We start from the raw sequence: 24,346 nt of genomic DNA on the forward strand, positions 1-24,346 counted from the left end.
TAGTTTGGGATAACTTTACGTGCTCTTCCGAACCCGGTCCGTGACCGTCCGAACGGGCGAAAGTCCCAACGCCGCCGGGGGTTTTCGCGGCCCAGGCGGGTACCGGGCCATCGAACCGCGCGCCGGCGGCCCGATCCCCGCCGTCGCGCCCAGCCGATCCCAGCGCTTAGCGTGGTGTTGTGTGAAGGCAATCCGACGTTTCACGGTCCGCACCGTCCTTCCCGAGCCGCTCCGGCAGCTCGAGGAACTGGTCCTCAACCTGCGCTGGTCCTGGCACCACGAGACGCTCGACCTGTTCCGCGCCGTGGACCCCGCGCTCTGGAAGGCCGTCCACCACGACCCGGTCCGGCTGCTCGGCGAGGTCGCCCCGGAGCGGCTGGAGCGCCTCGCCGAGGACCGGCGGTTCCTGCGCCGCCTGCAGGACACCGCCGAGGACCTGCGCGAGTACCTCACCGCGCCGCGCTGGTACCAGAGCCGCGCGGAGGGCGACGGCGGCCCGGCCTGCATCGCCTACTTCTCGCCCGAGTACGGCATCACCGCCGCGCTGCCGCAGTACTCCGGCGGGCTCGGCATCCTCGCCGGCGACCACCTGAAGACGGCGAGCGACCTCGGCGTCCCCATCCTCGGGGTCGGGCTGCTGTACCGGCACGGCTACTTCTCCCAGTCGCTGTCCCCGGACGGCTGGCAGCTGGAGCGCTACCCGCCGATCGACCCCAACGGCCTCCCGCTGACCCTGCTCCGCGAGCGCGACGGGACGCCGGTGCACGTGGCCATCGGCCTCCCCAAGGGGCACGCCCTGCGCGCGCAGGTGTGGATCGCGCGCGTCGGACGCGTCCCGCAGCTGCTCCTGGACTCCGATGTCGAGGACAACGACCAGGCGGCCCGCGACGTCACCGACCGGCTGTACGGCGGGGGCGGCGACCACCGGCTGCTGCAGGAGATGCTGCTCGGCATCGGCGGCGTCCGCGCGATCCGCGCGTACTGCCGCATCACCGGCCACCCGGCGCCCGAGGTGTTCCACACCAACGAGGGCCACGCCGGGTTCCTCGGCCTGGAGCGCATCCGCGAGCTGGCGTCGGAGGACGGGCTGACGTTCGACGAGGCCCTGGAGGCGACGCGCGCCGGCACCGTCTTCACCACGCACACGCCCGTCCCCGCCGGCATCGACCGGTTCCCCCGCGAGCTGATCGGCCGCTACTTCGGCGGCGCCAACGAGGAGGGGCAGGTCCCCGTCGACCGGATCCTCGCGCTCGGCAGCGAGGACTACCCCGGCGGCGACCGCACCGTGTTCAACATGGCCGTGATGGGGATGCGGCTCGCGCAGCGCGTCAACGGCGTCAGCGAGCTGCACGGGCGCGTCAGCCGGGAGATGTTCGGCGGCCTGTGGGGCGGGTTCGACCTCGCCGAGGTCCCGGTCGGATCCATCACCAACGGGGTGCACGCCGGGACGTGGGTGGCGCGCGAGGTGCTGGAGTTCACCGCCCGCGAGCTGCCGTCGGTGATGGAGAGCGGCCGCGGCTGGGAGGGCGTCCGCGCTGTCTCCGAGCCCGAGATCTGGCGGATGCGCGCCCTGCTGCGCCGCCGGCTCGTGCTGGACGCGCGGCGCCGGCTCCGCGCGTCGTGGCGGCAGCGCGGCGCCAGCGAGGCCGAGGTCTCCTGGATCGACGACGCCCTCGACCCCGACGTCCTGACGATCGGGTTCGCGCGCCGCGTCCCGTCCTACAAGCGGCTCACGCTGATGATGACCGACCCGGACCGGCTCCGCTCGATCCTGCTGGACCCGGAGCGCCCCGTGCAGATCGTCATCGCCGGGAAGGCGCACCCGGCGGACGAGGGCGGCAAGCGCCTCATCCAGCAGATCGTGCGGTTCGCCGACTCCGAGGACGTCCGGCACCGCATCGTGTTCCTGCCCGACTACGACATCGCGCTCGGGCAGCTGATGGTGCAGGGCTGCGACGTGTGGATGAACAACCCGCTGCGCCCGCTGGAGGCGAGCGGCACGTCCGGGATGAAGGCGGCGCTGAACGGCGGGCTGAACCTGTCCATCCTGGACGGCTGGTGGGACGAGTGGTACGACGGCCAGAACGGCTGGGCCATCCCGTCCGCCGACGGCCTGTCGGCCCCCGACCGGCGCGACGAGCTGGAGGCCGCCGCGCTGTACGAGCTGATCGAGGACCACGTGTCCGTCACGTTCTACGACCGGGACGGCGCCGGGCTGCCGCGCCGCTGGCTGGAGATGGTCAAGCACACCATCGCCACGCTCGGCCCGAAGGTCCTCGCGACCCGGATGCTGCGCGAGTACGTCGAGGGCCTCTACGCCCCGGCCGCCGCGTCCGAGCGGGCGATGGTCGCCGGCGACTACGCGGGCGCGCGGGAGCTGGCGGCGTGGAAGCAGCGGGTCCGCAAGGCGTGGCCGGGCGTCGCCGTCGAGCACGTCGAGTCCAACGGGGCCGAGAGCCCGCAGGTCGGCGCGCGGCTCGCGGTGCGGGTCGTGGTGGACCTCGGCGGCCTCGACCCCGGCGACGTCGCCGTGGAGGTCGCCTACGGCCGGGTCGACGACGCCGACACGCTCGTCGAGCCGTCCTACCTGGAGCTCGCGGAGGCCGGGCCGGCCGAGAACGGGCGGCGCCGCTACGCCGGCGAGGTCCCCCTCGGGCGCAGCGGCGCGTTCGGCTACAGCGTCCGGGTGGTGCCGAGCCACCCGCTGCTGTCGGGACGGGCGGAACTGGGCCTCGTCGCCCTCCCGCCCGCCCCGCAGGGCATGACGAACGGAGACCTGCGCTAAGCCTCTGCGTCTTCCTCGTCCTCCGCCTCGTCCTCGTCGTCGTCCGGTGGGTCGGCCGTCTGCCAGGTCGCGACGACGAGCGGGAGGAGCACGTGCGTCGCCAGCATGGCGAACAGGATGAGGAACAGCGCCGCGCCGGGGATCTGCGACTCGCGGCCCTCGGTGTCGACGGCGCTCGTGACGATCAGCACGGCGGCCAGCACGAACGTGGTCGCCCGGTGCGCGGTCGCGTACGCGCGGAGCCGCGCGAGGAGCTGCCGCTCGTCGAGTTCGTCCTCCCGCTTGGAGGTGAGGCCCCGCGTCACCGCCATCAGCTGCCCCGCGAGCGGGAACCCGACCACCACCAGGACCCCGAGGATCACGAAGTTCGCGATCATGGCGGTGTCGCTCGGCGCCAGCACCCACGAGACGGCGGCGTCCACCCAGAACAATCCGAGCGTGACCGCGCCCGCCCCCGCCAGCACCCGGCGGGGCCGCCGCCGCGCGTAGCGGGCGGGCAGCCGGCTCTCCAACTGCTCGTCGAGGGCCGCGAGGCGGGCCGCGCGCTTGTGCCGGTACCGCTCGCGCCACCCGGAGGAGCGCCTGGTCATGATGTGCCTCCGATTCGGGGGAAGGGTTTCAGGGAGAAGACGACCTCGACCGGCACCTCGAAGTACTCGGCGATGCGCAGGGCCAGGTGCAGGCTGGGGCTGTACTCGCCCCGCTCCAGGTAGCCGACCGTCTGGTAGTGGACGCCCAGCGCGGCGGCCAGGTCGCGGCGCGAGACGCCGCGCTCGGCCCTCAGCACCGGGATCCGGTTGTAGACGGTCTCCTTGTCGGCGGACACCGCGCCAGTCTTCCGGATCACGGCCGGTCCCTCCGCATCACGGGCGAGACCGGCGACCGCCGGGTCACAGCGCGCCCTGGGCGGCGCGCCGCTCGCGGCGCTCGGCCACCCGGGCGCCGGACTCGCGCCGCGTCGCGCGCAGCAGCACCCACGGCGCCAGCAGCAGCCCGGCGGCGGCCCAGGCCCCGAGGACGGCGGCGGTCTCCGGCAGCCGCCACGTCCCGCCGATCTCGGCGGCCGCCATCGCGTCCGGCAGGAACACCGCCCGCAGCCCGAGCCCCTGCCAGTACAGCGGGAAGAACTGCGCGGCGGTCTGCACGGCCTCCGGCAGCCGCGCCACCGGGAACATCACCCCGGAGACGACCACGAGCGCCATCACCGGCAGCGACAGGATGCTCGCGGCGTTGCGCGGGCCGGGCAGCAGCGCCCCGAGGGCCGCGCCGACCGGGACGACCGACAGCGTGCCGAGCGCGAGCACCCAGGCCAGGGTCAGCCAGTCGGCCGGTGCGGCCGGCAGCCGGAGCCCGGCGACCGCCGCGCCCGCGACCAGCATCAGCAGCACGTACCCGGCGATCTGCAGCAGCACCGACACCGCGCGCCCGACCAGGTAGGCCGACGGCCCGCCGGGCACCGTGCGCAGCCGCAGCAGCGTCCCCTCCTCGCGGTCGGCGGCGATGCCCATCGGCAGGTTCAGCAGCGCCGCGGAGAACACCGAGAACGCGATGAACCCCGCCGTCATCAGGACGGCCTGGGACTCCCCGGTGCCCTCCACGACGTTGCCGCCCTGCCAGCGGACCAGCAGCACGTACACCCCGACCGTGCCGACCAGCGCGGACGCCAGCTCCTTGCGGCTGCTCAGGAACTGGACGTGCTCCGTCCAGCCGCGGCGCAGCCCGATCCTCATCGCCCGCATGCCCGGCGCGCTCATCACGCGGCCTCCTTCCGTGACACGAGATCGAGATAGCTCTGCTCCAGCGACGGCCGCCGGATCTCCAGGCCCGGGACCGGCCCGCCGAACCGCCGGTGCAGGTCGAACGCCAGCCCGGACGGGTCGGACGTCCGCTCGGCGCGCCGCGTCCCGTCCTCCAGCCAGCGCACCTCCGATGCCGCCTGCACCACCGACGCCAGCCCGGACGGGGTACCGCAGACGCGGACCTCGCCGTCGACGAGGATCGCGATCCGGTCGGCGAGCCGCTCCGCCTCGGCGAGGTCGTGCGTCGTGAGCAGCACGGTCATGCCCTCCTCCCGCGCGAGCCGCTCGACCAGGCCGTGGAACTCCCGGCGCGCTTCCGGGTCGAAGCCGGCGGTCGGCTCGTCCAGGAACAGCAGCTCGGGGCGGCCCACGATGCCGAGCGCGATGTCGAGCCGCCGCCGCTGGCCGCCCGACAATCGCCCGACCGCCTGCCCGGCCTGCGCGGTGAGGCCCATGGCGGCCAGCAGCTCGTCCGGGTCGCGCGGCCGCGGGTAGAACGCGGCGATGTGCGCCAGCAGCGGCCGCACGCGCCAGCGCGGGTGGTCCTGCCAGTCCTGCAGGACGATGCCGAGCCGCGCCCGCCACGCGTCCCCGCCCGTCCCGGGGTCGGTGCCGAGCACCGCGGCCTCCCCGGCCGAACGGCGCCGGAACCCCTCCAGGATCTCGATCGTGGTGGTCTTCCCGGCACCATTCGGCCCGAGCAGGGCCACTACCTCGCCGGCGCCGACCTCCAGGTCGACGCCGCGCAGCACCTCGGTGCGGCCGTAGCGCATACGCAGGTCCCGCGCCCGGATCACCGGCTCGCTCATCTGACGCGCACCCCCCATACGGGAACTTGGATCATCCACCCGACTCCTACTTCTATTGATAGTAGAAGTACTACATCCCATCGCAGTCTCGCAAGCAGACGGACCGTCACAAGCGGAAGGACCCTGGCAGGATGGACATGTGCGACTGGCGAAACCACGCGAGCGCCCGGTCCCGTGGACTCCGGGCACGCGCTCGGCGAACGCGCTCCTGGCCGGCGGCTTGTTCGCGGTCACGGCCGCGCTGACGCTCGTATCGATCCAGACGGGCGCGTCCACGCGGATGCCCGTCTACGGCTGGGCGCTGATGGCGGTCGCGTGCGGCGCGCTCTACTTCCGCCTGAGCCACCCGGTCGCGGTCGCCGTCGTCACGTTCTTCGCGTGCGGCGCCTACTACCCGCTGGTGGAACCGGACGGCCCGCTCGTGGTCGCCTTCGTGCTCGCGCTCTACACGGCGGCGGCCGAAGGGCACCTCGTGGCGTCCTCCGCGCTCGCGGCGGTCTCGATCGCCGGCTCCGTGGCCGCCGACCGGCACGACGACATCAACCACCTCGCCGACGCGGCGTCCTTCCTGCTCGCCGGCTGGTTCGTCGCCGTCGTCGCGATCGGCGGCGTCGTCCGCAACCGCCGCGCCTACCTGCGCGAGGCCGAGGAGCGCGCCCGGGTCGCCGAGCGCGGCCGGGAGGCCGAGGCCCGCCGCCGCGCCGTCGAGGAGCGGCTGCGCATCGCCCGCGAACTGCACGACGTCCTCGGCCACAACATCTCCCTGATCAACGTGCAGGCCGCCGCCGCGCTGCACGGACTGCGCCGCGAGCCCGAGCGCGCCGAGGAGGCCCTCACCGCCATCAAGAAGGCGAGCAAGGAGACGCTCCGCGAGATGCGCGCCACCCTCGGCGTCCTCCGCCAGGTCGACGAGGCCGCGCCCGTCGCGCCCGCCCCGGGCCTCGCCCGGCTGGACGAACTGACCGGCGGCATCGCCGCCGCCGGCCTGACGATCCGCACCGAGACCGAGGGCGAGCCGCGCCCCCTGCCCGCCGAGGCCGACCTCGCCGCGTACCGGATCGTCCAGGAGGCCCTCACCAACGTGACCCGGCACAGCGCCGCGTCCACCGCCGTCGTCCGCGTCGCCTACGCCGGCGCGCACGTGACCGTCACCGTGCAGGACGACGGGCAGCAGGCACCGGACGCGTCGTCCGAGGACGGCAGCGGCATCCGCGGGATGCGCGACCGCGCCGAGTCGCTCGGCGGCAGCCTGGAGGCCGGCCCCGCCCCGGACGGCGGCTTCACCGTCCGCGCCCGGCTCCCGCTCTAGCCCGCGCCGGCCACGGTCAGTCGGAGGTGTCGTCCTGGGTGGCCAGCGCCTCGTAGGCGGGAGCCAGGACGTCGGGGAGGGAGCGCCGTCGGATCTTGATCGGCGGCGGTGCGGCCACCTGGAGGACGAAGCCGTGCGGGACCGGGGGCGCGGGCGGTCGGTCGCGCAGGCGCGCCAGGCCGGACGGAGGCGTCCAGAACCCGGCGGCCGTGAGCGGTTCGTCCGCGACGTCGAGCGGGTCGGGTGCGGCGGCGGCGCCGCGCCGCAGGCCGGCGAGGAGCCGGTCGCGGCCCCGGCCGTTCCACCGCAGGATGAGGAACGGGTCGTCGTCGAACGCCTCCGCGAGCAGGTACAGGACGGCGGCGGCGTGCTTGCACGGGTCGCCCCAGTCGGGGCAGTCGCACATGAGGTGCAGGTCGGACGCCGAGCCGGGGAAGAGCGCGAGGCCGAGCTCGGCGAACACCCACTCGATCTCCGGCGGCATCTCCCCGGCCAGCAGCCGGGCCCGGAACACCGCGCGGGACGCCAGCTCCCGCTCGACGGCCCGCCAGTCCGCCTCGTCGATCGCGTCGATGCCGAGCGCGACCTCGTAGGGCTCGGGCGCCGAGCCGTGCACCTTCGCGGTGACCTCGTACGGCTCGACGCGCAGGTCGAACACGCTGCCCTTGCGGGCGTAGGTGCGGCCGCGCTGGAGGCGGCCCTTGTCGGCGAACGACTCGACGAGGTCGATGAAGCGCCGCGACCACCACTCGGTGCCGATCGAGCCGCGCTTGGTGCGGGCCCTGATGCCCTCGACGCCCCCGGCACCGCGCACGTCGTCGTCCATCAGTCGCTCACCGCCTCGGGGGACAGCCGCAGCACGTCGCGGAGCTCGGCGACCGACAGCTCGGTGAGCCAGTCCTCACCGGTGCCGACGATCGACTCGGCGAGGGCCTTCTTGCGCTCGATCATCTCGTCGACGCGCTCCTCCATCGTGCCGACGCAGATGAACTTGCGGACCTGGACGTTGCGCGTCTGGCCGATGCGGAACGCGCGGTCGGTGGCCTGGTCCTCGACGGCGGGGTTCCACCAGCGGTCGACGTGCACGACGTGGTTCGCCGCGGTCAGGGTCAGGCCCGTCCCGGCGGCCTTGAGGGACAGCAGGAACACCGCCGGCTCGGGATCGCCCTGGAAGTGCTGGACGAGGTCGTCGCGGGCCTGCTTGGACGTCCCGCCGTGCAGCCACAGGACGGGGCGCTCGAGGCGCGCGGCGAGGTAGGGCTGGAGCATCGAGCCGAACTCGGCGTACTGGGTGAAGACCAGGGCCTTCTCGCCCTGCTCCAGGACCTCGGCGCAGATCTCCTCCAGGCGCTGCAGCTTCCCGGAGCGGCCGGGGAGGCGCGAGCCGTCCTTCAGCAGCTGCGCCGGGTGGTTGCAGACCTGCTTGAGCTTCGCCATCGTCGCGAGGACGAGCCCGCGCCGCTGCTTCTCGTCGGCCTCGGCGATCTGCTGGAGCATGTCGTCCACCGTCGCCCGGTACAGCGACGCCTGCTCGGTGGTGAGGTTGCAGTAGACCTTGATCTCCTGCTTCTCCGGCAGGTCGGAGATGATCGACTTATCGGTCTTCAGACGGCGCAGCACGAACGGCTGAGTGGCCCGCTTCAGCGCCAGCGCCGCCTGCTCGTCGCCCTCCCGCTCGATCGGGATCGCGAACCGCCGCCGGAACTCGGCGCGCGGCCCGAGCAGCCCCGGGTTCGCGAACTCCATGATCGACCACAGCTCGGTCAGGTGGTTCTCGACCGGGGTACCGGTGAGCGCGATCCGGGTGCGCGCCGGGATGCTCCGCACGGCCCGCGCCTGCCGCGTCGCACTGTTCTTGAGCGCCTGCGCCTCGTCGCAGATCACCCGCTCCCACGCGACGGCGGCGAGCATCTCCGCGTCCCGCGCGGCCGTCCCGTAGGTGGTCAGCACCAGATCGGCCCCCGCGACGGCCTCGACGAGGTCGTCCCCGCGATGCCGCCCCGCCCCGTGGTGGACGTGGACGCGCAACTTGGGCGTGAACCGCGCCGCCTCCCGCTGCCAGTTCCCCACCAGCGACATCGGCAGGATCGCGAGCGTCGGCCCCGGGCGGGCGCCGTCCTCGCGCTCGTGCACGAGCAGCGACAGCACGGAGATCGTTTTACCGAGCCCCATGTCGTCGGCGAGCAGCGCGCCCAGCCCCAGGTCGTTCATGAAGGTCAGCCAGGCGAGGCCCCGCTCCTGGTAGGGGCGGAGCTCGGCGTCCAGCTCGTCCGGGGTGCGCATGGGGGTGAGGCGGCGGTCGGCCTCGCCGGAGAGCAGGTCGCCGAGCGGGCCGGCCGCGTCGACCTCGGTGAGGGGGAGGGCGTCGTCGCCCGCGTGGACGATCGCGCGGATCGCCTCGGCGGCGGTCATCCGGCCCCGGCGCGGGTGGCGCAGGAAGTCGAGGGCCGCTTCGAGCTGCCGCTCGTCCAGCTCCACCCACTGGCCGCGCAGGCGGACGAGCGGGGTCTTGAGGCGGGCCAGCTCCTCCAGCTCGGCCTCGTCGATGCTCGCGTCGCCGATGGCGAGGTCCCAGCGGAAGTCGACCATGCCCTTCAGGTCGAAGCCGGAGGGCGCGGCGGCGCCGGCGGACGCCTCCGGGTCCTCGGTGCGGGTGGTCAGCTTCATGCCGAGCTTCGCCTTGCCCGCCCACTGGGGGAGCAGGACGCCGAAACCGGCGGCGGCGAGCATCGGCGCCGCCTGCCGCAGGAAGCGGAACGCGCCTGCGGTGTCGAGGACCAGCTCGGCCGGTGCGGCGCCGTTCAGCGCGGGCGCCATGTCGGGGAACAGGCGCAGCGCCCGGCCGAGGCCGCCGAGGAGGGTCTCCTCCGCGTCGGGGATCGAGGTGGCCTCGCCGTCCCAGACCAGGGCGGCCGGGACGTAGAGGCTGGGGTCGTCGGTGCCCTGGAGCGCGAACTCGACCCGCCAGGAGTCGGCGTCCGCTTCGTCGCGACCGGCCGGCTCGCCGAACTCCTGCTGGTCGCCGAACTCCGCCGCGCCCGGCTCGGCGAGGCGGAAGCAGACGCGCAGCGGGCCGGACGGGCGGCGCGCGGCGGCGGCCCACGCGTCCAGCTCGGCGATCAGGTCGGCGGGGTCGTCGCGGGGCTCGCGGGCGACGGCGGCGGACGGCCCGGTCAGCGCCATCACCCAGCGCTCGGCGAGCGGCAGCCGGTCGGGCTCCTTGCGCCGCGACACCAGCAGCGGGTGCGGCACCACCCCCCGGACGGCCGTGTCGACCAGCCCGGACAGCGCCTCCCGCAGCACCTCGGCGGCGGGGCGCCCGCCGTCGGCCGCGCGGCACGCGGCGGGCATGGCGCGCACGAGGTCGCGGAAGCGGGCGGGGTCGTCGATCACCGGGCGCCACCGGGCCACGAGGTCGCCGTCCTCGCGCAGCAGGGCGGGCAGCACGTGGCCGCGCCCGGCGAGGTGGACGGCCTCGTCCGCGAGCAGGCACAGGAACCGCAGGTCGCTGCCGGGGACGACGTCGCCGCTGTGCTCGGCGGCCTGGAGCAGCGCCATCGCGGGGAACGGTTCGAGGACGAGCGCGGGCACCCGCCACGGCCGCAGCTCCGGCTCGTCCCGCACCGGCTCGGGGCCCAGCTCGGCCGAGGGCAGCGGGTGGTCGCCGCGGGTCGGCAGCGTCATCGCCAGCTCGACGCGGAACCCCGTGCGGACGAGCGGCTCGTACGACGTCCCGGTGAAGTCGCAGGTCGCGAAGGGGTGGACGTCCGGTGACGGCTCGTACGGGCCGGTGCGCTCGGCCCACAGGCAGAGCGCACCGCCATGCCAGGTGGCGTGGGCGACGAGCATGGTCACCGAAGCTACCAGCAGCCTCCGACAGCACTACCCGTCACAACCGCCGCACCCGTCGCTGGCTAGGCTCGGGGACGTTCACCGCCGGATGCGCAGGAGGGTCGCCGTGGGCGAGTTCGTACGGGTCGAGATCGAGGACGGGGTCGCGACGATCAGGCTGGACCGGCCGAAGATGAACGCCCTGAACGCCCAGATGCAGCGGGAGCTGATCGAGGCGGCGCGGCAGGTGTCCGAGGACGCCGAGGCCGGCGCGGTCGTGCTGTACGGCGGGGAGAAGGTGTTCGCGGCCGGGGCGGACATCAAGGAGATGGCGCCCATGTCGTACGCGGAGATGTCGGGCGCGCCGTCCCGGCTCCTGCAGGACTTCACCCGGGAGCTGGCCGCGATCCCGAAGCCGGTCATCGCCGCGATCACCGGGTACGCGCTCGGCGGCGGGCTGGAGGTCGCGCTGACCGCCGACTTCCGGGTCGCGGGCGAGGGCGCGAAGGTCGGGCAGCCGGAGATCCAGCTCGGCATCATCCCCGGCGCGGGCGGCACGCAGCGGCTGTCCCGCCTCGTCGGCCCGTCCCGCGCGAAGGACCTGATCTTCTCCGGACGGCACGTCGAGGCGGCCGAGGCGCTCGCGATGGGCCTGGTCGACCGGGTCGTGCCGGACGCCGACGTCTACACGGCCGCGAAGGAGTGGGCGGCGACGTTCGCCGGCGGCCCGGCGATCGCGCTGCGCGCCGCCAAGCAGGCCGTCGACCGGGGTCTGGAGGCCGACCTCGACACCGGCCTGGAGATCGAGCGGGCGCAGTTCGCCGCCCTGTTCGCCACCGACGACCAGGCGAACGGCATGAAGAGCTTCATGGAGGAAGGCCCCGGCAAAGCGAAGTTCACCGGCCGCTGAGCATGCGCTCCTGCGCGTCCAGCACCTCGTCGGCGTAGTCCTCGGTCCACCGGCCCAGGGCGTACAGGGGCTTCAGCATCCCCCGCCCGGGGCCGGTCAGCTCGTACTCGACGCGCGGTGGTGCCTCCGCGTAGCGGCGCCGCGTCACGAGCCCGTTCTGTTCGAGGCGGCGGAGCGTCTCGGTCAGCACCTTGTGGCTGATGCCGCCGATCCGGTCCCGCAGGTGGCCCGGGCGGAGCGGGCCGTCGCGCAGCGTCCAGAGCACGACGCCCGTCCACGTGCCGGACAGGAGGTCGAGGGCCATCCGGGTCTGGCAGTCCGCGGCGAACCCGCCGTCGTTGAGAAAAGCCGCTGTGTTCATGGTGTCGTCCGGCATTCTGCCCCTCCCGTTACGCACCAGTTGGTGCCGAACGGACCGCTTAGCGTCCCGTCCGACGGTAATCGAGCGGGAGGTCATCATGCGGATCGGAGTGCTGGGCGCGGGGAACATGGCGGACGCGCTGGCGACGCAGTGGGCGCGCAAGGGCCATGAGGTGCGGATCGGGGCGCGCACGCCCGCGAAGGCGGTGGCGCTGGCGGAGCGGATCGGGCACGGTGCGGCCGGCGGCACCCTGCGGGAGGCGGCCGAGCACGGTGGTGTGCTGCTGCTCGCCGTGTGGCACGAGGGCGTGGAGGACGTCCTGCGCGCGGCGGGCCCGCTGGACGGGCGGGTGCTGATCGACTGCACCAACCCGATGGAGCCGCCGTTCGAGCGGCTCAAGACGGAGGGCGGCCCCTCGGCGGCTAGGCGGATCGCGGACGCGACCGGCGCGCGGGTCGTCAAGGCGTTCAATCTGTGCCACGAGAGCGTGTGGCGGATGGAGCCGCCGGAGTTCGGCGGGCGGCCCCTCGGCGTGCCGCTGTGCGGGGACGACGCGGAGGCGCTCGCCGCGGTCAGGGCGCTCGTCGCGGATCTCGGCTGCGTGCCGATGGACGGCGGGGGCCTGGAGCGGGCGGGGCTGCTGGAGGCGGCGGCCGCGTTCGTGGTCGGGCTGTTGGTCGCGGGCGAGGACCCGTCCGCGATGCTGCCGCCGCCCGCGCACGCCGGCGGCGACCCGCGCCGCACCTCGGTATGTGAGGGTTAAACCGTTACTTCTGTTTTCGAGTGTGCTGCCGGGAGCGGTGGGGTTCCGTCGATAGCATCGGCCGCCATGCGACACGCCTACCGAACCGCGCTCGTGACGGGCGCGTCCAGCGGCATCGGGGAGAGCTTCGCGCGCCTGCTGGCCGGCCGCGGCACCGACCTGGTGGTCGTGGCGCGCCGGGCCGAGCTGCTGGACGGGCTGGCCCGCGAGCTGGTCGAGCGGTACCGGGTCGCGGTGGAGGTGGTGGCCGCCGACCTCACCGACCCCGCGCAGCGCGCCGAGGTCGAGGGGCGGCTGCGCGCCGACCCGGTCGAGCTGCTGGTGAACAACGCCGGGTACGGCGCTTTTGGAGCGTTCGCGGAACTGCCGCTGGACGATCATCTGGCGCAGATCGAGCTGAACGTCACCGCGCTCGTCCGGCTCACGCACGCTGCGCTGCCGGGGATGGTCGAGCGCGGCCGGGGCGGGGTGCTGAACGTCGCCTCGATGTCGGGGTTCGCGCCGTCGCCCGGCAGCGCCACCTACGGGGCCACCAAGGCGTACGTGGCGTCGTTCTCGGAGAGCCTGCACTCGGAGGTGTCGGGCAAGGGCGTGCACGTGACGGCGCTGTGCCCCGGCTTCACCCGCACGGAGGACGACGTCCCCGCCAACCTGCTGTGGCTGCGCCGCGACGACGTGGCGCGCGCGGGCCTGGACGCGGTGGCCGCCGGGCGCGCGCTGTGCGTTCCCGGCATGCAGTACAAGGCGGCCATGCCGGCGCTGAAGCTCGTGCCGAGACCGCTGCTCAGGGCGGCCGTGAACCGCATGTGGCAGCAGGCCGCCGACACGCGCTGACGCCGTCCCGCCTCGCCGCTGACGCCGCCGCCGGTTTGCTCAGGTCTACAAAAGTTGCCGGGGGTTGATTGTGGCGGTGCTGACTTGACGGGGGTCACGGCGAGTGGCGACGATCGAACCTACGCTTGAGTAGGTTGTGTACGGCCTGCTGGGCGCCCCGATCGAGCCGCGGACGCGGCCCCGCGTCCGGCAAGTCCACCTCGTCCCAGCGAAGGAACCGCATGTCCGTGACCCCCGAAGAGAAGTTCCAGACCGGCATCCTCCACGACCTCGAGCCGGTGGTCGAGACGGAACTGAACCGGCACCTCTCGATGGCCAAGGAATGGTTCCCGCACCAGTACGTCCCGTGGAGCCAGGGCCGCGACTACGACGGGCTGCTGGACGGCGAGCCCTGGTCGCTGGAGCAGTCGAAGCTGAGCGTCGAGGCGCGCGAGTCGCTGATCGTCAACCTGCTCACCGAGGACAACCTCCCCGGTTACCACCGCGCCATCGCCACCGTCTACGGCCGCGAGGGCGCCTGGGGGACCTGGGTCAACCGCTGGACGGCCGAGGAGAACCGGCACGGCATCGTCCTGCGCGACTACCTCACCGTGACCCGCGCGGTCGACCCGGTCGCGCTGGAGCGCGCCCGCATGCACCACATGGAGGCCGGCTACGAGGCCGACCACGGCGACTCGATCCTGCACGGCACGGCGTACGTGTCGTTCCAGGAGCTGGCCACCCGCGTGTCGCACCGCAACACCGGCAAGGCGTCCGGCGACCCCGTCTGCGAGCAGATGATGGCCCGCATCGCCGCCGACGAGAACCTGCACATGATCTTCTACCGGAACCTGATGGCCGCCGCGCTGGAGGCTGCCCCGAACGAGACGATGCGGGCGATCACCGACGTGGTGAAGGGCTTCCAGATGCCCGGTCACAGCATCGACGGCTTCCTGCGCAAGTCCGTGATCATCGCCAACGCCGGCATCTACGACCTGCGGCTGCACCACGACGACGTGCTCGTCCCCGTGCTGCGCAAGTGGGGCGTGTTCGACCGCACCGACCTGTCCGGCGAGGGCGAGAAGGCCCGCGAGGAGCTGGCTGAGTTCCTGGACCAGCTCGACGCCGCCGCCACCAAGTTCGAGACCCGCCGCGAGGAGCGCCGCGCCCGCCAGGCCGCCCGCAGGGGCTGAGCCGGCCCGCGCCGCGGTTCGCGGGAACGCGGCCCCCGTTCCCGGCGTCAAAGCATGCATGGGGACGCATCGGCGACTGGGCGGGTATCGGTTGCTGGACGAGATCGGCCGGGGGAGCACGGCCGTGGTCTACCTCGCCATGGACTCCGAGGGCCGCGAGGTCGCGGTCAAGGAGCTGATACCCGAGCTGACGGGGGTGGCGGAGGCGATCGACCGGCTGGCACGGGAGATGCGGGCGCAGGCGCGGGTGCGCAGCGCCCACGTCGCCCGGCTGCTGGACGGGGCGATCACCGCGGAGCGGCCGCACGTGGTCATGCAGTACGTGCCGGGCTGCCCGCTGAACGACCTGATCGCGGCGTACGGGCCGCTGCGCGGCGACCGGCTCGCCCGGTTCGCGCGCCGGCTGGCGCTCGCGCTCGGCGACGTCCACGACGCGGGCGTGCTGCACCGCGACGTGTCGCCGGGCAACGTCATCGTGCTGGGCGACCGGCCCACGCTGATCGACTTCGGGATCGCGCACGAGGCCGGCGCCGAGCAGCTCACCCGGCGCGGGATGGTCGTGGGGACGCCCGCCTACCTGGCCCCGGAGCTGATCGAGGGGGAGCGCGCCACCACCGCGTCGGACGTGTTCTCCTGGGCGGCGACCGTCGCGTACGCGGCGACGGGCCGCCCGCCGTTCGGGCGCGGGTCGCTGCACGGGGTGTGCTTCCGGATCCTGCGCGGCCACGCCGACCTGGACGGCGTCCCGGCCCCGGTGGCGGGGCTGCTGCGGGCGGCGCTGCTGCGCGACCCGTCCCGGCGCCCGTCCGCGCGCTGGCTCGCGGGCGCGCTCGCCGGGGAGCCCGCCGGGGGGCGCGCCCGGCGGGGCGGGCCGGTCACCGCCCGTGACGGGGTGGCCGCGTGACGCCGATGGGAACCGCCCGCCCGCGGCGGCGAGGGTAGGGTTTCGGAAACGATGAAGGGAGCCGTCACGTCCGGGGACCGAATCGGCCACTACAGCGTCCTGCAGACCCTCGGCGAAGGGGGCATGGGCGTCGTCTACCTCGGCGCCGACGCCGAGGGGCGCAACGTGGCCATCAAGGTGCTGCGGCCCGCGGTCGCGGGCGACGCCACGGCGCGCCGCCGGCTGGCCCGCGAGGTCGACTCGATGCGCCGGGTGCACAGCCCGCACGTCGCGGAGATCCTCGACGCCGACGTGACCGCCGACCAGCCCTACATCGTGACCCAGTACGTCCCCGGCCGGACGCTCGAAGAGGTCGTCGAGGACGCCGGGCCGATCTACGGGCCGGGGCTGCAGCGGCTCGGCGTCGGGCTGGCGGCGGCGCTGTCGGCGATCCACGGCGCCGGGATCGTGCACCGCGACATGAAGCCCGGCAACGTGATGCTCGTGGACGGCGAGCCCGTCGTCATCGACTTCGGCATCGCGCAGGCCGCCGACGCGACCCGGCTCACCGCGACCGGCATGGTCATCGGCACCCCCGGCTACCTCGCCCCGGAGATCATCGAGGGCGAGGACGCGGGCCCGCCGTCGGACGTGCACGCCTGGGCCGGGACCGTCGCCTACGCCGCCACCGGCCGGCCGCCGTTCGGCTCCGGCACCTTCGAGTCGATCTTCTACAAGATCATGCAGGGCACGCCGGACCTGGACGGCGTCCCGGACGCGATGCTGCCGGTGCTGCGGTCGGCGATGGCGCGGCACCCGGCCGAGCGCCCCACCGCCGTCAAGCTGGTGCAGCTCACCCGGCGGATCCACGTCGAGGCCACCATCACCGACCAGACCCGCGTCGACCGGCACTACCCGGCCCCGGCCGCGCCGCCGGACGGCACGTCCCTGGACGAGCCGGCGCCCGACCACTCCCGGATGTTCTCGATGCCGGTGACGGGGTCGCCGCCCGACACCTCCCAGGACGTCCCGGCGCCGCCGCCGCCCGCGACGACCCCCGGCGGCAACGCGCTGCCCGCGCCCGCGCCGGCGCCCGTCCCGGCGCAGCCCCGCGACTTCGTCGGCCAGCTGCCGCCCGCCGCGCCGCCGCCACCGCCGCCGGGCCCGCCGCCCGCGCAGTTCAAGGCGGGCGAGCAGTTCGGCGGACGCGGCTACGCCCCGCCCGACCCGTACGGCCAGAGCGGCGCGTACCCGCCCTACGCGCCGCCGCCCAACCAGCCCCACCAGCCGCCGAACCAGCCGCCGCCGAACCAGCCGCCACCGGGCGCACTGCAGCGCGGCGCGCCCTACGACGCGCAGACGCAGGACGCGCAGCGCCGCGTTGCCGACCAGGCCCGCGCCGACCGCGAGCGCGCCGACCGCGACCGCCGCAAGCCCTACGGCTGGTACCGGGTGCTCAGCTTCATCGTCCTGGTGGCGCTGCTGGCGTTCGCCAACATCGCGCCGCTGCTCGCCCTCGGCGTCGCCATCGGCGGCGTGTTCGTGCTGCGGGCGGCCGACAAGGCCGCCAAGGGCATGGAGGGCCGCCAGACCAGGCGCGGGCCGCGCTCCGGCGACGCCGTCGCCGCCGCGTTCCGCACGCCGCTGCACCTGCCGGGCGCGCTGATGTCCACGGTGCTGTGGACGTCGCTCAGCCTGCTGGCCGGGCTGATCATGCTCGCCGTGCTGATCTTCGCGCAGTCGGACATGACGGCGTCGAAGGCCATCGCGTACTCGTCCATGGCGGTGATCGGGCTGCTCTGCCTCGCGCCGGGCAGCGGCGCGCCCCGGCGGCAACTCGCCCGGATCTGGGGCGCGCTCCTGCCGCGCGCCGAGGCCGCCCTCGCCGGCGTCCTGGTGCTCGGCATCTTCGCCGGGGTGCTGGCCGGCCTGTCGCAGCGGCAGCCGCCCGACACCACGCCCCTGGACGGCATGAGCCAGAGCCTGGAGGGCCTGCGCGCCGACGTCCGCGACCTGGTCTCCAACATCCCCGGCATGTGACCCGCGGGCCCCACCCGGTACCGCTGACCTCGGCGGTCCCGGAAACCCCGGCGGCCCCCGAAGGACGGCGACCGACCCGGAGAGCCTGACGGACCCCGAATGATCTCGGCAGCCTGCGACGGGCCTCGACAGATCTTGATGCGTCGGTATGGTGGCGACCCTTATGAGCGGTGAGACGAGGCGAATGGAGCACATCGGCCCGTACCGGCTGCTGTCCGGGCTGGACGGCGGCGCGCCTGGCGCCGCCGGGGGCGTGCACCGGGGTGCTGGGCCGGATGGCCGTGATGTCGCGATCCGGCTGCTCCCGCCTGGTGCGGCCGTCGATATCGGGCGGATGCGCGAGGTGCTCAGCCCCTACGTGGTGGACGTCCTGGACGGTGAGCCCGCCGGGCCGCAGCCGTACGTCGTGTCCCGGTTCGTTCCGGGGCGGCCGCTGGCGGAGACGGTCGCGGAGCGCGGTCCGATGGCGGGGGACGCGCTGTGCCGCATGGCCGCCGGGCTGGCCAAGGCCCTCGCCGCCATCCACGCGACGGGCCTCGCGCACGGGGCGCTGGGTCCGGGGACCGTGCTCGTCGTGGACGACGCGCCGGTCGTCGTCGACTTCGCGCTGACCGCCGCCGACTCCGCGAGCGACGTCCGCGCGTGGGCCGCGACGGTGGTGTTCGCCGCCACCGGCCGGCAGGACGCCCCGGTCAGCGCGCTGCCGGACGTCCTGCGCGCGCTCGTCGAGGCCGCCGCGCATCCCGATCCGGGGATGCGCCCGGCGGCGGAGGACCTGGCGGAGGCGGCCTCCCGGCTCGACCTGCCCGCCGTCCCGGCGGCCCGTCCGGCGCCCGACGCGGCGCCGTTGCCGCCGGCGCCGACGCGGGTTCCGGAGGCGGCGCGGCGGGAGCCCGTGCGGGCGCACGAGGAGAAGGTGGCGCTGGGCTGGGCGCGGCTGCTCACCGCCATGGCCGTGGTGATCGCGGTCGCCGTCGTGGTCGTGGTGCCGGTCGCCGGCCTGGTGGCGTCGCTCGCCGCCGTGACGCTGCTGCGGCTCGCGGGCACCCCGGTGGGGACGTGGGCGAAGGGCTGGGCGGGGGCGTTCGGGCGGACGCTGCTGACCGTCCCGTACGCGGCGGCGGCCGCGGTCGCCGTCCCGGTCGTGCTCGTCGCGGCGGCGGCGGCCGGCGGGAGGATCGATTCGCTCACCGCCGCCGCGTTCGGCGCCGGGGCGGGGGCGGCGGTGCTGTGGACGGCGCCGGGCGTGCACGGCCCGCGCCGGCAGCTGATGCGGATGTTCCTGCCCGTCGCGCGGCGGCCCCGGACCATCGCCGGCGCCGTGCTCGGCCTCGGCGCGCTCGCCCTGGTCGCGGGGGTCGCGGCGCTGACGCTGACGCCGAGCTTCGCTCCGCTGTACGGGGCGCAGCAGTCGCTGGAGAGTTCGCTGGACCGGCTGCAGCACGCCGTCAACCGGTGGTGAGACGTGAAGTGCGTCACGTCCGGTTCGGAATGGGATTCGGCCCCTGAAACCCCCGTTCGCGTGGGTAAGGTCTCACGAACTGGGATTTGCCAGCAGGCTACTCGCTAGTAACATGGCGGGTGCACGGCCGAATCGGGGACCCGGCGCCGAAGCCGGTTCGGGTCTTTGGCAGGCTGTGACTTCGAAAGCGCACGTCCGCGTCGACCCGTCATGGGCGGCGCCCCTCTGCCGCTCTTCCAGCGGCCAACTGAGTGCAGGGAGGTCGGCCACCGGCCATGAACATCGTCGTCCTGGTGAAGCAGGTTCCCGATACGGAGAGCCCGCGCAAGCTGAAGTCCGATGACAGCACGCTCGACCGCGCGGCGGCGGACGGGGTCATCAACGAACTCGATGAGTACGCGATCGAAGAGGCGCTGCGCATCAAGGAGGCCCACGGCGGCGAGGTGACCGTCCTGACCATGGGTCCCGGCAAGGCCACCGACTCGATCCGCAAGTCCCTGGCCATGGGCGCCGACAAGGCCGTGCACCTCGTGGACGACGGCCTCGCCGGCTCCGACGCGCTGCAGACCTCGTACGCCCTCCAGCAGGTCCTCGGCCGCACCGGGTTCGACCTGGTGATCCTCGGCTCGGAGTCCACCGACGCGCGCACCGGCGTCCTCGCCGCGATGCTCGCCGAGCGGCTCGGCGTCGCGCAGGTCTCGCTCGCCAACAAGGTCGAGATCGACGGGTCGGCCATCAAGGCGCAGCGGCAGACCGACTACGGCTTCGACCGGGTCGAGGCGAGCCTGCCCGCGGTCGTCAGCGTCGTCGAGAAGATCAACGAGCCGCGCTACCCCTCGTTCAAGGGGATCATGGCGGCCAAGAAGAAGCCGGTCGAGACGCTCGGCCTGGGCGACGCCGGCATCGACGCGGCCCAGGTGGGCCTGGCGAACGCCGCGACCGAGGTGGTCGACTTCGCCGAGGCGCCGCCGCGCGCCAAGGGCGAGATCGTCACCGACGAGGGCGACGGCGGCGTGAAGATCGCCGAGTTCCTCGCGTCGAAGAAGTTCGTCTGACCGGGGAAGGGGATTAGAGACCAATGGCTGAGATTCTCGTCCTCGTCGACCATGTCGACGGTGAGGTCAAGAAGGTCGCGCTCGAACTGCTGACGCTGGCCAACCGGCTCGGCGAGGCCGCCGCGGTATGGGTGGGCCCGGGCTATGAGAACGCCAAGGACAAGCTCGGCGAGTACGGCGCCGGCAAGGTCTACGTGGCCGCCGACGAGGAGCTGACCTCCTACGTCGTCGCCCCGAAGGCCGCGCTGCTCGCCCAGCTCGTGGCCGACAAGTCGCCCGCGGCCGTGCTGGTCGCCGCGACCGGCGAGGGCAAGGAGGTCGCGGGCCGCCTCGCGGTCAAGACCGGCTCCGGCGTGCTCACCGACGTCGTGGACGTCACCGACGGCTTCGTCGCCGAGCACTCCATCTTCGGCGGCGGCATCATCGCGCACGCCAAGGTGAAGACCGGCACGCCGATCATCGCGGTCCGGCCGAACTCCGTCGCCCCCGAGGCGGCCCCGGCCACTCCGGCCGAGGAGCAGGTGTCGGTCGCGCTGTCGGACGCCGACAAGGGCGCGAAGATCGTGGAGAAGGTCGTCCAGGAGAAGGGCGAGCGCCCGGACCTGACCGAGGCCGCGATCGTCGTCTCCGGCGGCCGCGGCGTCGGCGGCGCCGAGAACTTCTCGATCATCGAGGGGCTGGCCGACTCGCTCGGCGGCGCCGTCGGCGCGTCCCGCGCCGCGACGGACGCCGGCTGGTACCCGCACTCGTTCCAGGTCGGCCAGACCGGCAAGACCGTGTCGCCGCAGCTCTACATCGCGGTCGGCATCTCCGGCGCCATCCAGCACCGGGCCGGCATGCAGACCTCGAAGACCATCGTCGCCATCAACAAGGACCCCGAGGCGCCGATCTTCGAGCTCGTCGACTACGGCATCGTGGGCGACCTCTTCCAGGTCGCGCCGCAGCTCACCGAGGAGATCACCAAGCGCAAGTGATCGCCCCGCGATCGGCCCCGGCGGCGCCCGCCGCCGGGGCCTTCGGCGTTCAGGAGCGCGCGGGCGACGGGTACGGGACGGCCTTCAGCAGCGCGGGCTTGAGCATCTCGCCCACCTCGCCGTACGGGACGACCGTGTCCTGCAGCCCGCACGCCGACGCGTAGCCCAGGATCGCCCCGTAGAACGCCACGCGGACGCCCTTCGGCGTGAGGGCCATGGTGACGGAGCCCTCGTTGACGAACTTGGACGGGTTGTCGGTGCCGCGCTCGACCACCGTCCCGCCCGGGGTGCTCTGGCCGCTCCAGCAGTACACGCCGTCGGGCAGATGCGCCTTGATCTTGCCGTCCAGCGGCTGGAGGCCCTGCTCGGTCGGGACGCGGAACAGGCCGGGCGCGGTGTAGGCGGCGCCCGTCCCGAGGTCGACGGTGACCGCCTGCGATTGGTCCCAGCCCGTCCCGCGGTCGCCTTGCAGGCTGACGGTGTACCAGACCGACAGCAGCCGGTCGTTGCGCAGCAGGATCTGCGGTTTCACCACATCGGTGTAGGCGCCGCGGCCGATGTCCTTCAGGCCGTTGACGGTCTTCGTCCAGCGCTGTTCGAGCGGCGCCCGCAGCGCTGCGTTGATCTTGCGGGCGACCCCGGGCTCCCCGCCGGTGACCCGCACGAGCTGCCCCTGGACCCGCAACGTGGCCCCGTTCCCGATGGCCCGCTGGGGTTCGCTGAGCGCGGCCAGCCGCGTCACGATCGGCTTCGGCGCCTCGTCGGCCGTGGCCACGTACACCGCCGCGCCGCCGCCTACCGCCACGGCGGCGGCCCCGCCCGCGACGGCCGCCGCGCCCTTCGCGCCGAGCGCGCCGAGCACCCCCTGACCCGCGCCGGCACCGCCCGCACTGGCACCGCCCGCTCCGGCCGCGCCCGCGCCACCCGCGCCGCCCGCCGCTCCGGCCGCGCCAGCCCCCGCCCCGGCGGCCCCGGCCCCGGCGCCGGCCGCGCCGCCTGAGCCGAGCCCCATCGCGGTGAGCGGGAAGAGCATCGACAGCGCGGCGGCGGTGCCCGCGAGCGTCCGGACGCCGTGCCCCTCCCAGCCGGCCCCGTACGCGTCCGCCGCGACGGCCTCCAGTTCGGCGACGAACGCCGCCGCGCCCATCGGGCGGTCCCACGGGTTCTTGGCCAGCCCGCGCCCGATCAGCGGGCGGAGCGGCTCGGGGACGTCCTCCACCGGGACCGGGGCGGTGAGGTGGCGCCCCATCAGGCCGACGTGGTCCTCGGCGGTGTAGGGCCGGCGCCCCGTCACGCACTCGAAGAAGACGCACGCCGCCGCGTAGACGTCGGTCGCGGGGGAGGCGGGCTCGTCCCGCCACTGCTCGGGCGCCATGTAGACGGGCGTGCCCGACCGCCCGGCCGCGCCCGCATCCACCGCGATGCCGAAGTCGATCAGCTTGCTCAGCCCGTCGCCGCGCACGATCACGTTCGCGGGCTTGTAGTCGCGGTGGACGATCCCGAGGTCGTGCGCGGCGGCGAGGCCCAGCAGCGAGCCCTTCAGCACCGCCAGGGCCGCCTCCGGCCGCAGCGGCCCCCGCTCGGCGAGCACCGCCTTGAGGGACGCCCCGTCCACCGCCTCCATCACGATGGCCGCGCCGTCCGGCCTCTCGACCAGGCCGAACAGCTGCGCGACGAACGGGTTGCGGAGCCGGCTCAGCAGCTCGGCCTCGCCGCGGAACCGCTCCCGGAACTCCGCGTCCCCGGAGAGCGACTCCCCGAGGTACTTGATCGCCGCGGGCCGTCCCGTCGCGTCGTGCCGCGCCAGCACCACCCGGCCCTGCGCGCCCTCCCCGAGCACGCGCAGCTCGCTGTACCCCGGAACCCGCCACCCCGCCATGGCCCGCCCCCATCACCCGAAACGACGCACCGCCGCAGCGGTTCCGATTGGGTTTATATCGGATCGCGCCCCGGGCCGCCCGGGATCAGGCGGCGATGGGCTCGGGCCGGGTCTCGCCGGTGTCGGCGGGGTCGGTCCGGGGAGCCGGCTCGGGTGCCGCGGCGGCCGTCGCGTCGATGCCGCTCCCGACCGGGACGAAGCGCGCCCCGGCGGCGATGAGCAGGGCGAGGACGACGACCGTGCCGACGCCGACGCGCAGCGAGGTGGCGTCCGACAGGAAGCCGACCACGACCGGGCCGAGCAGCAGCCCGCCGTAGCCCATCGCGCCGACCTGGGCGACGGCCGCGGCCGGGCGGTCCGGCGCTGCCGTCCCCGCCAGCGAGATCGTCGTGGGGACGACCGTGCAGACGACCAGCCCGGTCACGAAGAACCCGGCGATCGCGACGGCCGGGCCCGGCGCCAGCACGACGACCGCCATGCCGGCGGCGGTGCCGAGGCCCGCGCCGGTCAGCAGCCGGCGGGTGCCGACGCGCATCCGGACGCGGTCGCCGACGAGCCGCCCGAGCAGCATCGCCAGCTCGAACACCGGGTACCCGACGGCCGCGACGGCCTCCGTCGCGCCCAGCTCGTCGTGCAGGAGCAGGCCGCTCCAGTCGGCGATCGACCCCTCGGTCATGAACGCGATGAACCCGAGGATCCCGATCAGGTAGACCGCGGGCGGCAGGCGGCGCGCCCCGCGGCCCGTCCCGGACGCGGCGGGCGCCACCGGGTCGGGCAGGTAGGTGCGGCCGAGCGCGAGGCCCGCGGGCAGCGCCACCAGCGCGGCGGTCAGCACGGTCGCGGTGAAGCCGAGCCCGGCGGCGGCCGTCGCGACGCCGAACACCCCGCCGCTCATCGCGCCGACGCACCACCCGGCGTGCATGCCGCTCATGATGGACCGGCGGTACGCCCGCTCGACGACGCTGCCCTGCGCGTTCATCGCGATGTCGGTGATCCCGAACGTCATGCCGAACAGCGCGACGGCGCCGAGCAGCACCCCGTAGGTCGGCGCGAGCGCGACCGCCACGTAGGACAGCGCGGTCAGCGGCAGGGCCACGCGGAGCACCGTCCGGCTGCCCGCGCGCGCCATGACGCCGCGCAGCGCCTGCATGGCCGCGACGGCACCGAGCCCCCAGACGAGGACGACGATGCCGATCTCGCCCTCGGTCGTCCCGAACTTGGCGGCCAGCGCGGGCATGCGCGCCACCCACACTCCGGTCAGCAGGCCGGCCAGCGCGAAGGTCAGGAACGATCCGGTGCGGGCACGGAACAGCATGGTTCACCTCTTTCTCGGCTCGGTGGGGCGGGCGCCCCGGTGCTGCTCGCGCGGCACCGTCACGGCGGAACTCCGGACCGCGGGGCGGCCCGGAGTCAGCCGGGCGTCCCCGCACAGCGGGGCCGCCCGGTGGTTCGGGGTGGGGTGGTTCGGGGTGGGGCGGTG

At 74.4% G+C, this 24,346-nt stretch carries 20 protein-coding genes; 11 read left to right on the forward strand and 9 right to left on the reverse strand.

Features of this window, described 5'->3' with window-relative positions:
* Window positions 1-181: 181 nt before the first annotated feature.
* Window positions 182-2,785, forward strand: a complete 2,604-nt coding sequence (gene glgP / locus HUT06_RS11855) for an alpha-glucan family phosphorylase (protein WP_176195773.1) — start codon at window positions 182-184, stop codon at window positions 2,783-2,785.
* On the opposite strand, the gene HUT06_RS11860 is transcribed toward glgP, so the two are convergent.
* The 4 genes from HUT06_RS11860 to HUT06_RS11875 are packed head-to-tail and all read right to left on the reverse strand — an operon-like array spanning window position 2,782 to window position 5,393.
* On the reverse strand, window positions 2,782-3,375 hold the full coding sequence (locus tag HUT06_RS11860) for a hypothetical protein (RefSeq protein ID WP_176195774.1): 594 nt from the start codon (window positions 3,373-3,375) through the stop codon (window positions 2,782-2,784). The genes glgP and HUT06_RS11860 overlap by 4 nt on opposite strands.
* Window positions 3,372-3,632, reverse strand: coding sequence for a helix-turn-helix transcriptional regulator (locus tag HUT06_RS11865; protein ID WP_217711284.1), 261 nt, complete (start codon window positions 3,630-3,632; stop codon window positions 3,372-3,374). The genes HUT06_RS11860 and HUT06_RS11865 overlap by 4 nt, the downstream gene beginning before the upstream one ends.
* 43 nt (window positions 3,633-3,675) lie before the next feature.
* Window positions 3,676-4,539: an ABC transporter permease gene (locus HUT06_RS11870; RefSeq protein ID WP_176195775.1), complete on the reverse strand. Its 864-nt coding sequence runs from the start codon at window positions 4,537-4,539 to the stop codon at window positions 3,676-3,678.
* On the reverse strand, window positions 4,539-5,393 hold the full coding sequence (locus HUT06_RS11875; protein ID WP_217711285.1) for an ABC transporter ATP-binding protein: 855 nt from the start codon (window positions 5,391-5,393) through the stop codon (window positions 4,539-4,541). The genes HUT06_RS11870 and HUT06_RS11875 overlap by 1 nt, the downstream gene beginning before the upstream one ends.
* A 139-nt stretch (window positions 5,394-5,532) precedes the next feature.
* Here HUT06_RS11875 and HUT06_RS11880 point away from each other — a divergent pair, with 139 nt between their 5' ends.
* Complete coding sequence (locus HUT06_RS11880; protein WP_254715128.1) at window positions 5,533-6,702, forward strand: sensor histidine kinase; 1,170 nt, start codon at window positions 5,533-5,535, stop codon at window positions 6,700-6,702.
* Window positions 6,703-6,718: 16 nt separating this feature from the next.
* Here the strand turns inward: HUT06_RS11880 and HUT06_RS11885 are convergent, their stop codons facing one another.
* Together HUT06_RS11885 and HUT06_RS11890 are read right to left on the reverse strand one after the other, a co-directional pair.
* Window positions 6,719-7,528, reverse strand: a complete 810-nt coding sequence (locus HUT06_RS11885) for an SWIM zinc finger family protein (protein ID WP_176195777.1) — start codon at window positions 7,526-7,528, stop codon at window positions 6,719-6,721.
* Complete coding sequence (locus tag HUT06_RS11890; RefSeq protein WP_176195778.1) at window positions 7,528-10,551, reverse strand: DEAD/DEAH box helicase; 3,024 nt, start codon at window positions 10,549-10,551, stop codon at window positions 7,528-7,530. Before HUT06_RS11890 ends, HUT06_RS11885 begins: the two co-directional genes overlap by 1 nt.
* A gap of 109 nt (window positions 10,552-10,660) precedes the next feature.
* Here HUT06_RS11890 and HUT06_RS11895 point away from each other — a divergent pair, with 109 nt between their 5' ends.
* Window positions 10,661-11,443 carry an enoyl-CoA hydratase/isomerase family protein gene (locus HUT06_RS11895; RefSeq protein WP_176195779.1) on the forward strand — a complete coding sequence of 261 codons (783 nt, stop codon included), beginning with the start codon at window positions 10,661-10,663 and terminating at the stop codon, window positions 11,441-11,443.
* Here the strand turns inward: HUT06_RS11895 and HUT06_RS11900 are convergent.
* Window positions 11,430-11,819, reverse strand: coding sequence for a helix-turn-helix domain-containing protein (locus HUT06_RS11900; protein WP_254715129.1), 390 nt, complete (start codon window positions 11,817-11,819; stop codon window positions 11,430-11,432). The genes HUT06_RS11895 and HUT06_RS11900 overlap by 14 nt on opposite strands.
* 82 nt (window positions 11,820-11,901) lie before the next feature.
* On the opposite strand from HUT06_RS11900, the gene HUT06_RS11905 reads away from it, so the two are divergent.
* From HUT06_RS11905 to HUT06_RS11940, 8 genes are all read left to right on the forward strand, one after another.
* Window positions 11,902-12,567, forward strand: coding sequence for an NADPH-dependent F420 reductase (locus HUT06_RS11905; RefSeq protein ID WP_176195780.1), 666 nt, complete (start codon window positions 11,902-11,904; stop codon window positions 12,565-12,567).
* 66 nt (window positions 12,568-12,633) lie between these two features.
* Window positions 12,634-13,401, forward strand: a complete 768-nt coding sequence (locus tag HUT06_RS11910) for an SDR family oxidoreductase (RefSeq protein ID WP_176195781.1) — start codon at window positions 12,634-12,636, stop codon at window positions 13,399-13,401.
* A gap of 221 nt (window positions 13,402-13,622) precedes the next feature.
* Window positions 13,623-14,573, forward strand: a complete 951-nt coding sequence (locus HUT06_RS11915) for an acyl-ACP desaturase (RefSeq protein ID WP_176195782.1) — start codon at window positions 13,623-13,625, stop codon at window positions 14,571-14,573.
* A gap of 91 nt (window positions 14,574-14,664) precedes the next feature.
* Complete coding sequence (locus HUT06_RS11920) at window positions 14,665-15,477, forward strand: serine/threonine-protein kinase (RefSeq protein ID WP_176195783.1); 813 nt, start codon at window positions 14,665-14,667, stop codon at window positions 15,475-15,477.
* 51 nt (window positions 15,478-15,528) lie between these two features.
* Window positions 15,529-17,496 (forward strand): serine/threonine-protein kinase, encoded by a 1,968-nt coding sequence (locus HUT06_RS11925; RefSeq protein WP_176195784.1) that lies wholly within the window; start codon window positions 15,529-15,531, stop codon window positions 17,494-17,496.
* A gap of 163 nt (window positions 17,497-17,659) precedes the next feature.
* Entirely contained in the window at window positions 17,660-18,958 is a 1,299-nt protein-coding gene (locus HUT06_RS11930) for a hypothetical protein (RefSeq protein WP_176195785.1), read from the forward strand.
* 275 nt (window positions 18,959-19,233) lie between these two features.
* Window positions 19,234-20,013 (forward strand): electron transfer flavoprotein subunit beta/FixA family protein, encoded by a 780-nt coding sequence (locus HUT06_RS11935; protein ID WP_176195786.1) that lies wholly within the window; start codon window positions 19,234-19,236, stop codon window positions 20,011-20,013.
* Window positions 20,014-20,036: 23 nt separating this feature from the next.
* Window positions 20,037-20,987, forward strand: coding sequence for an electron transfer flavoprotein subunit alpha/FixB family protein (locus HUT06_RS11940; protein WP_176195787.1), 951 nt, complete (start codon window positions 20,037-20,039; stop codon window positions 20,985-20,987).
* 49 nt (window positions 20,988-21,036) lie between these two features.
* Here HUT06_RS11940 and HUT06_RS45190 read toward each other — a convergent pair whose 3' ends face one another.
* Entirely contained in the window at window positions 21,037-22,866 is a 1,830-nt protein-coding gene (locus HUT06_RS45190) for a serine/threonine-protein kinase (protein WP_217711286.1), read from the reverse strand.
* An 85-nt stretch (window positions 22,867-22,951) separates the two neighbouring features.
* Complete coding sequence (locus HUT06_RS11950) at window positions 22,952-24,181, reverse strand: MFS transporter (RefSeq protein ID WP_176195788.1); 1,230 nt, start codon at window positions 24,179-24,181, stop codon at window positions 22,952-22,954.
* Window positions 24,182-24,346 lie beyond the last annotated feature (165 nt).

This window comes from Actinomadura sp. NAK00032 (assembly GCF_013364275.1).
Lineage (GTDB): Bacteria > Actinomycetota > Actinomycetes > Streptosporangiales > Streptosporangiaceae > Spirillospora.

What these genes read in the sequence shown, in the direction of transcription:
- HUT06_RS11915 (WP_176195782.1), top strand. Translation starts at nt 13,623, where the DNA reads ATGTCCGTGACCCCCGAAGAGAAGTTCCAGACCGGCATCCTCCACGAC.
- HUT06_RS11940 (WP_176195787.1), top strand. Translation starts at nt 20,037, where the DNA reads ATGGCTGAGATTCTCGTCCTCGTCGACCATGTCGACGGTGAGGTCAAG.
- HUT06_RS11930 (WP_176195785.1), top strand. Translation starts at nt 17,660, where the DNA reads ATGAGCGGTGAGACGAGGCGAATGGAGCACATCGGCCCGTACCGGCTG.
- HUT06_RS11925 (WP_176195784.1), top strand. Translation starts at nt 15,529, where the DNA reads ATGAAGGGAGCCGTCACGTCCGGGGACCGAATCGGCCACTACAGCGTC.
- HUT06_RS11905 (WP_176195780.1), top strand. Translation starts at nt 11,902, where the DNA reads ATGCGGATCGGAGTGCTGGGCGCGGGGAACATGGCGGACGCGCTGGCG.
- HUT06_RS11890 (WP_176195778.1), bottom strand. Translation starts at nt 10,551, where the DNA reads ATGCTCGTCGCCCACGCCACCTGGCATGGCGGTGCGCTCTGCCTGTGG.
- HUT06_RS45190 (WP_217711286.1), bottom strand. Translation starts at nt 22,866, where the DNA reads ATGGCGGGGTGGCGGGTTCCGGGGTACAGCGAGCTGCGCGTGCTCGGG.
- HUT06_RS11910 (WP_176195781.1), top strand. Translation starts at nt 12,634, where the DNA reads ATGCGACACGCCTACCGAACCGCGCTCGTGACGGGCGCGTCCAGCGGC.
- HUT06_RS11860 (WP_176195774.1), bottom strand. Translation starts at nt 3,375, where the DNA reads ATGACCAGGCGCTCCTCCGGGTGGCGCGAGCGGTACCGGCACAAGCGC.
- HUT06_RS11900 (WP_254715129.1), bottom strand. Translation starts at nt 11,819, where the DNA reads ATGCCGGACGACACCATGAACACAGCGGCTTTTCTCAACGACGGCGGG.
- HUT06_RS11950 (WP_176195788.1), bottom strand. Translation starts at nt 24,181, where the DNA reads ATGCTGTTCCGTGCCCGCACCGGATCGTTCCTGACCTTCGCGCTGGCC.
- HUT06_RS11870 (WP_176195775.1), bottom strand. Translation starts at nt 4,539, where the DNA reads ATGAGCGCGCCGGGCATGCGGGCGATGAGGATCGGGCTGCGCCGCGGC.
- HUT06_RS11935 (WP_176195786.1), top strand. Translation starts at nt 19,234, where the DNA reads ATGAACATCGTCGTCCTGGTGAAGCAGGTTCCCGATACGGAGAGCCCG.
- HUT06_RS11875 (WP_217711285.1), bottom strand. Translation starts at nt 5,393, where the DNA reads ATGAGCGAGCCGGTGATCCGGGCGCGGGACCTGCGTATGCGCTACGGC.
- HUT06_RS11885 (WP_176195777.1), bottom strand. Translation starts at nt 7,528, where the DNA reads ATGGACGACGACGTGCGCGGTGCCGGGGGCGTCGAGGGCATCAGGGCC.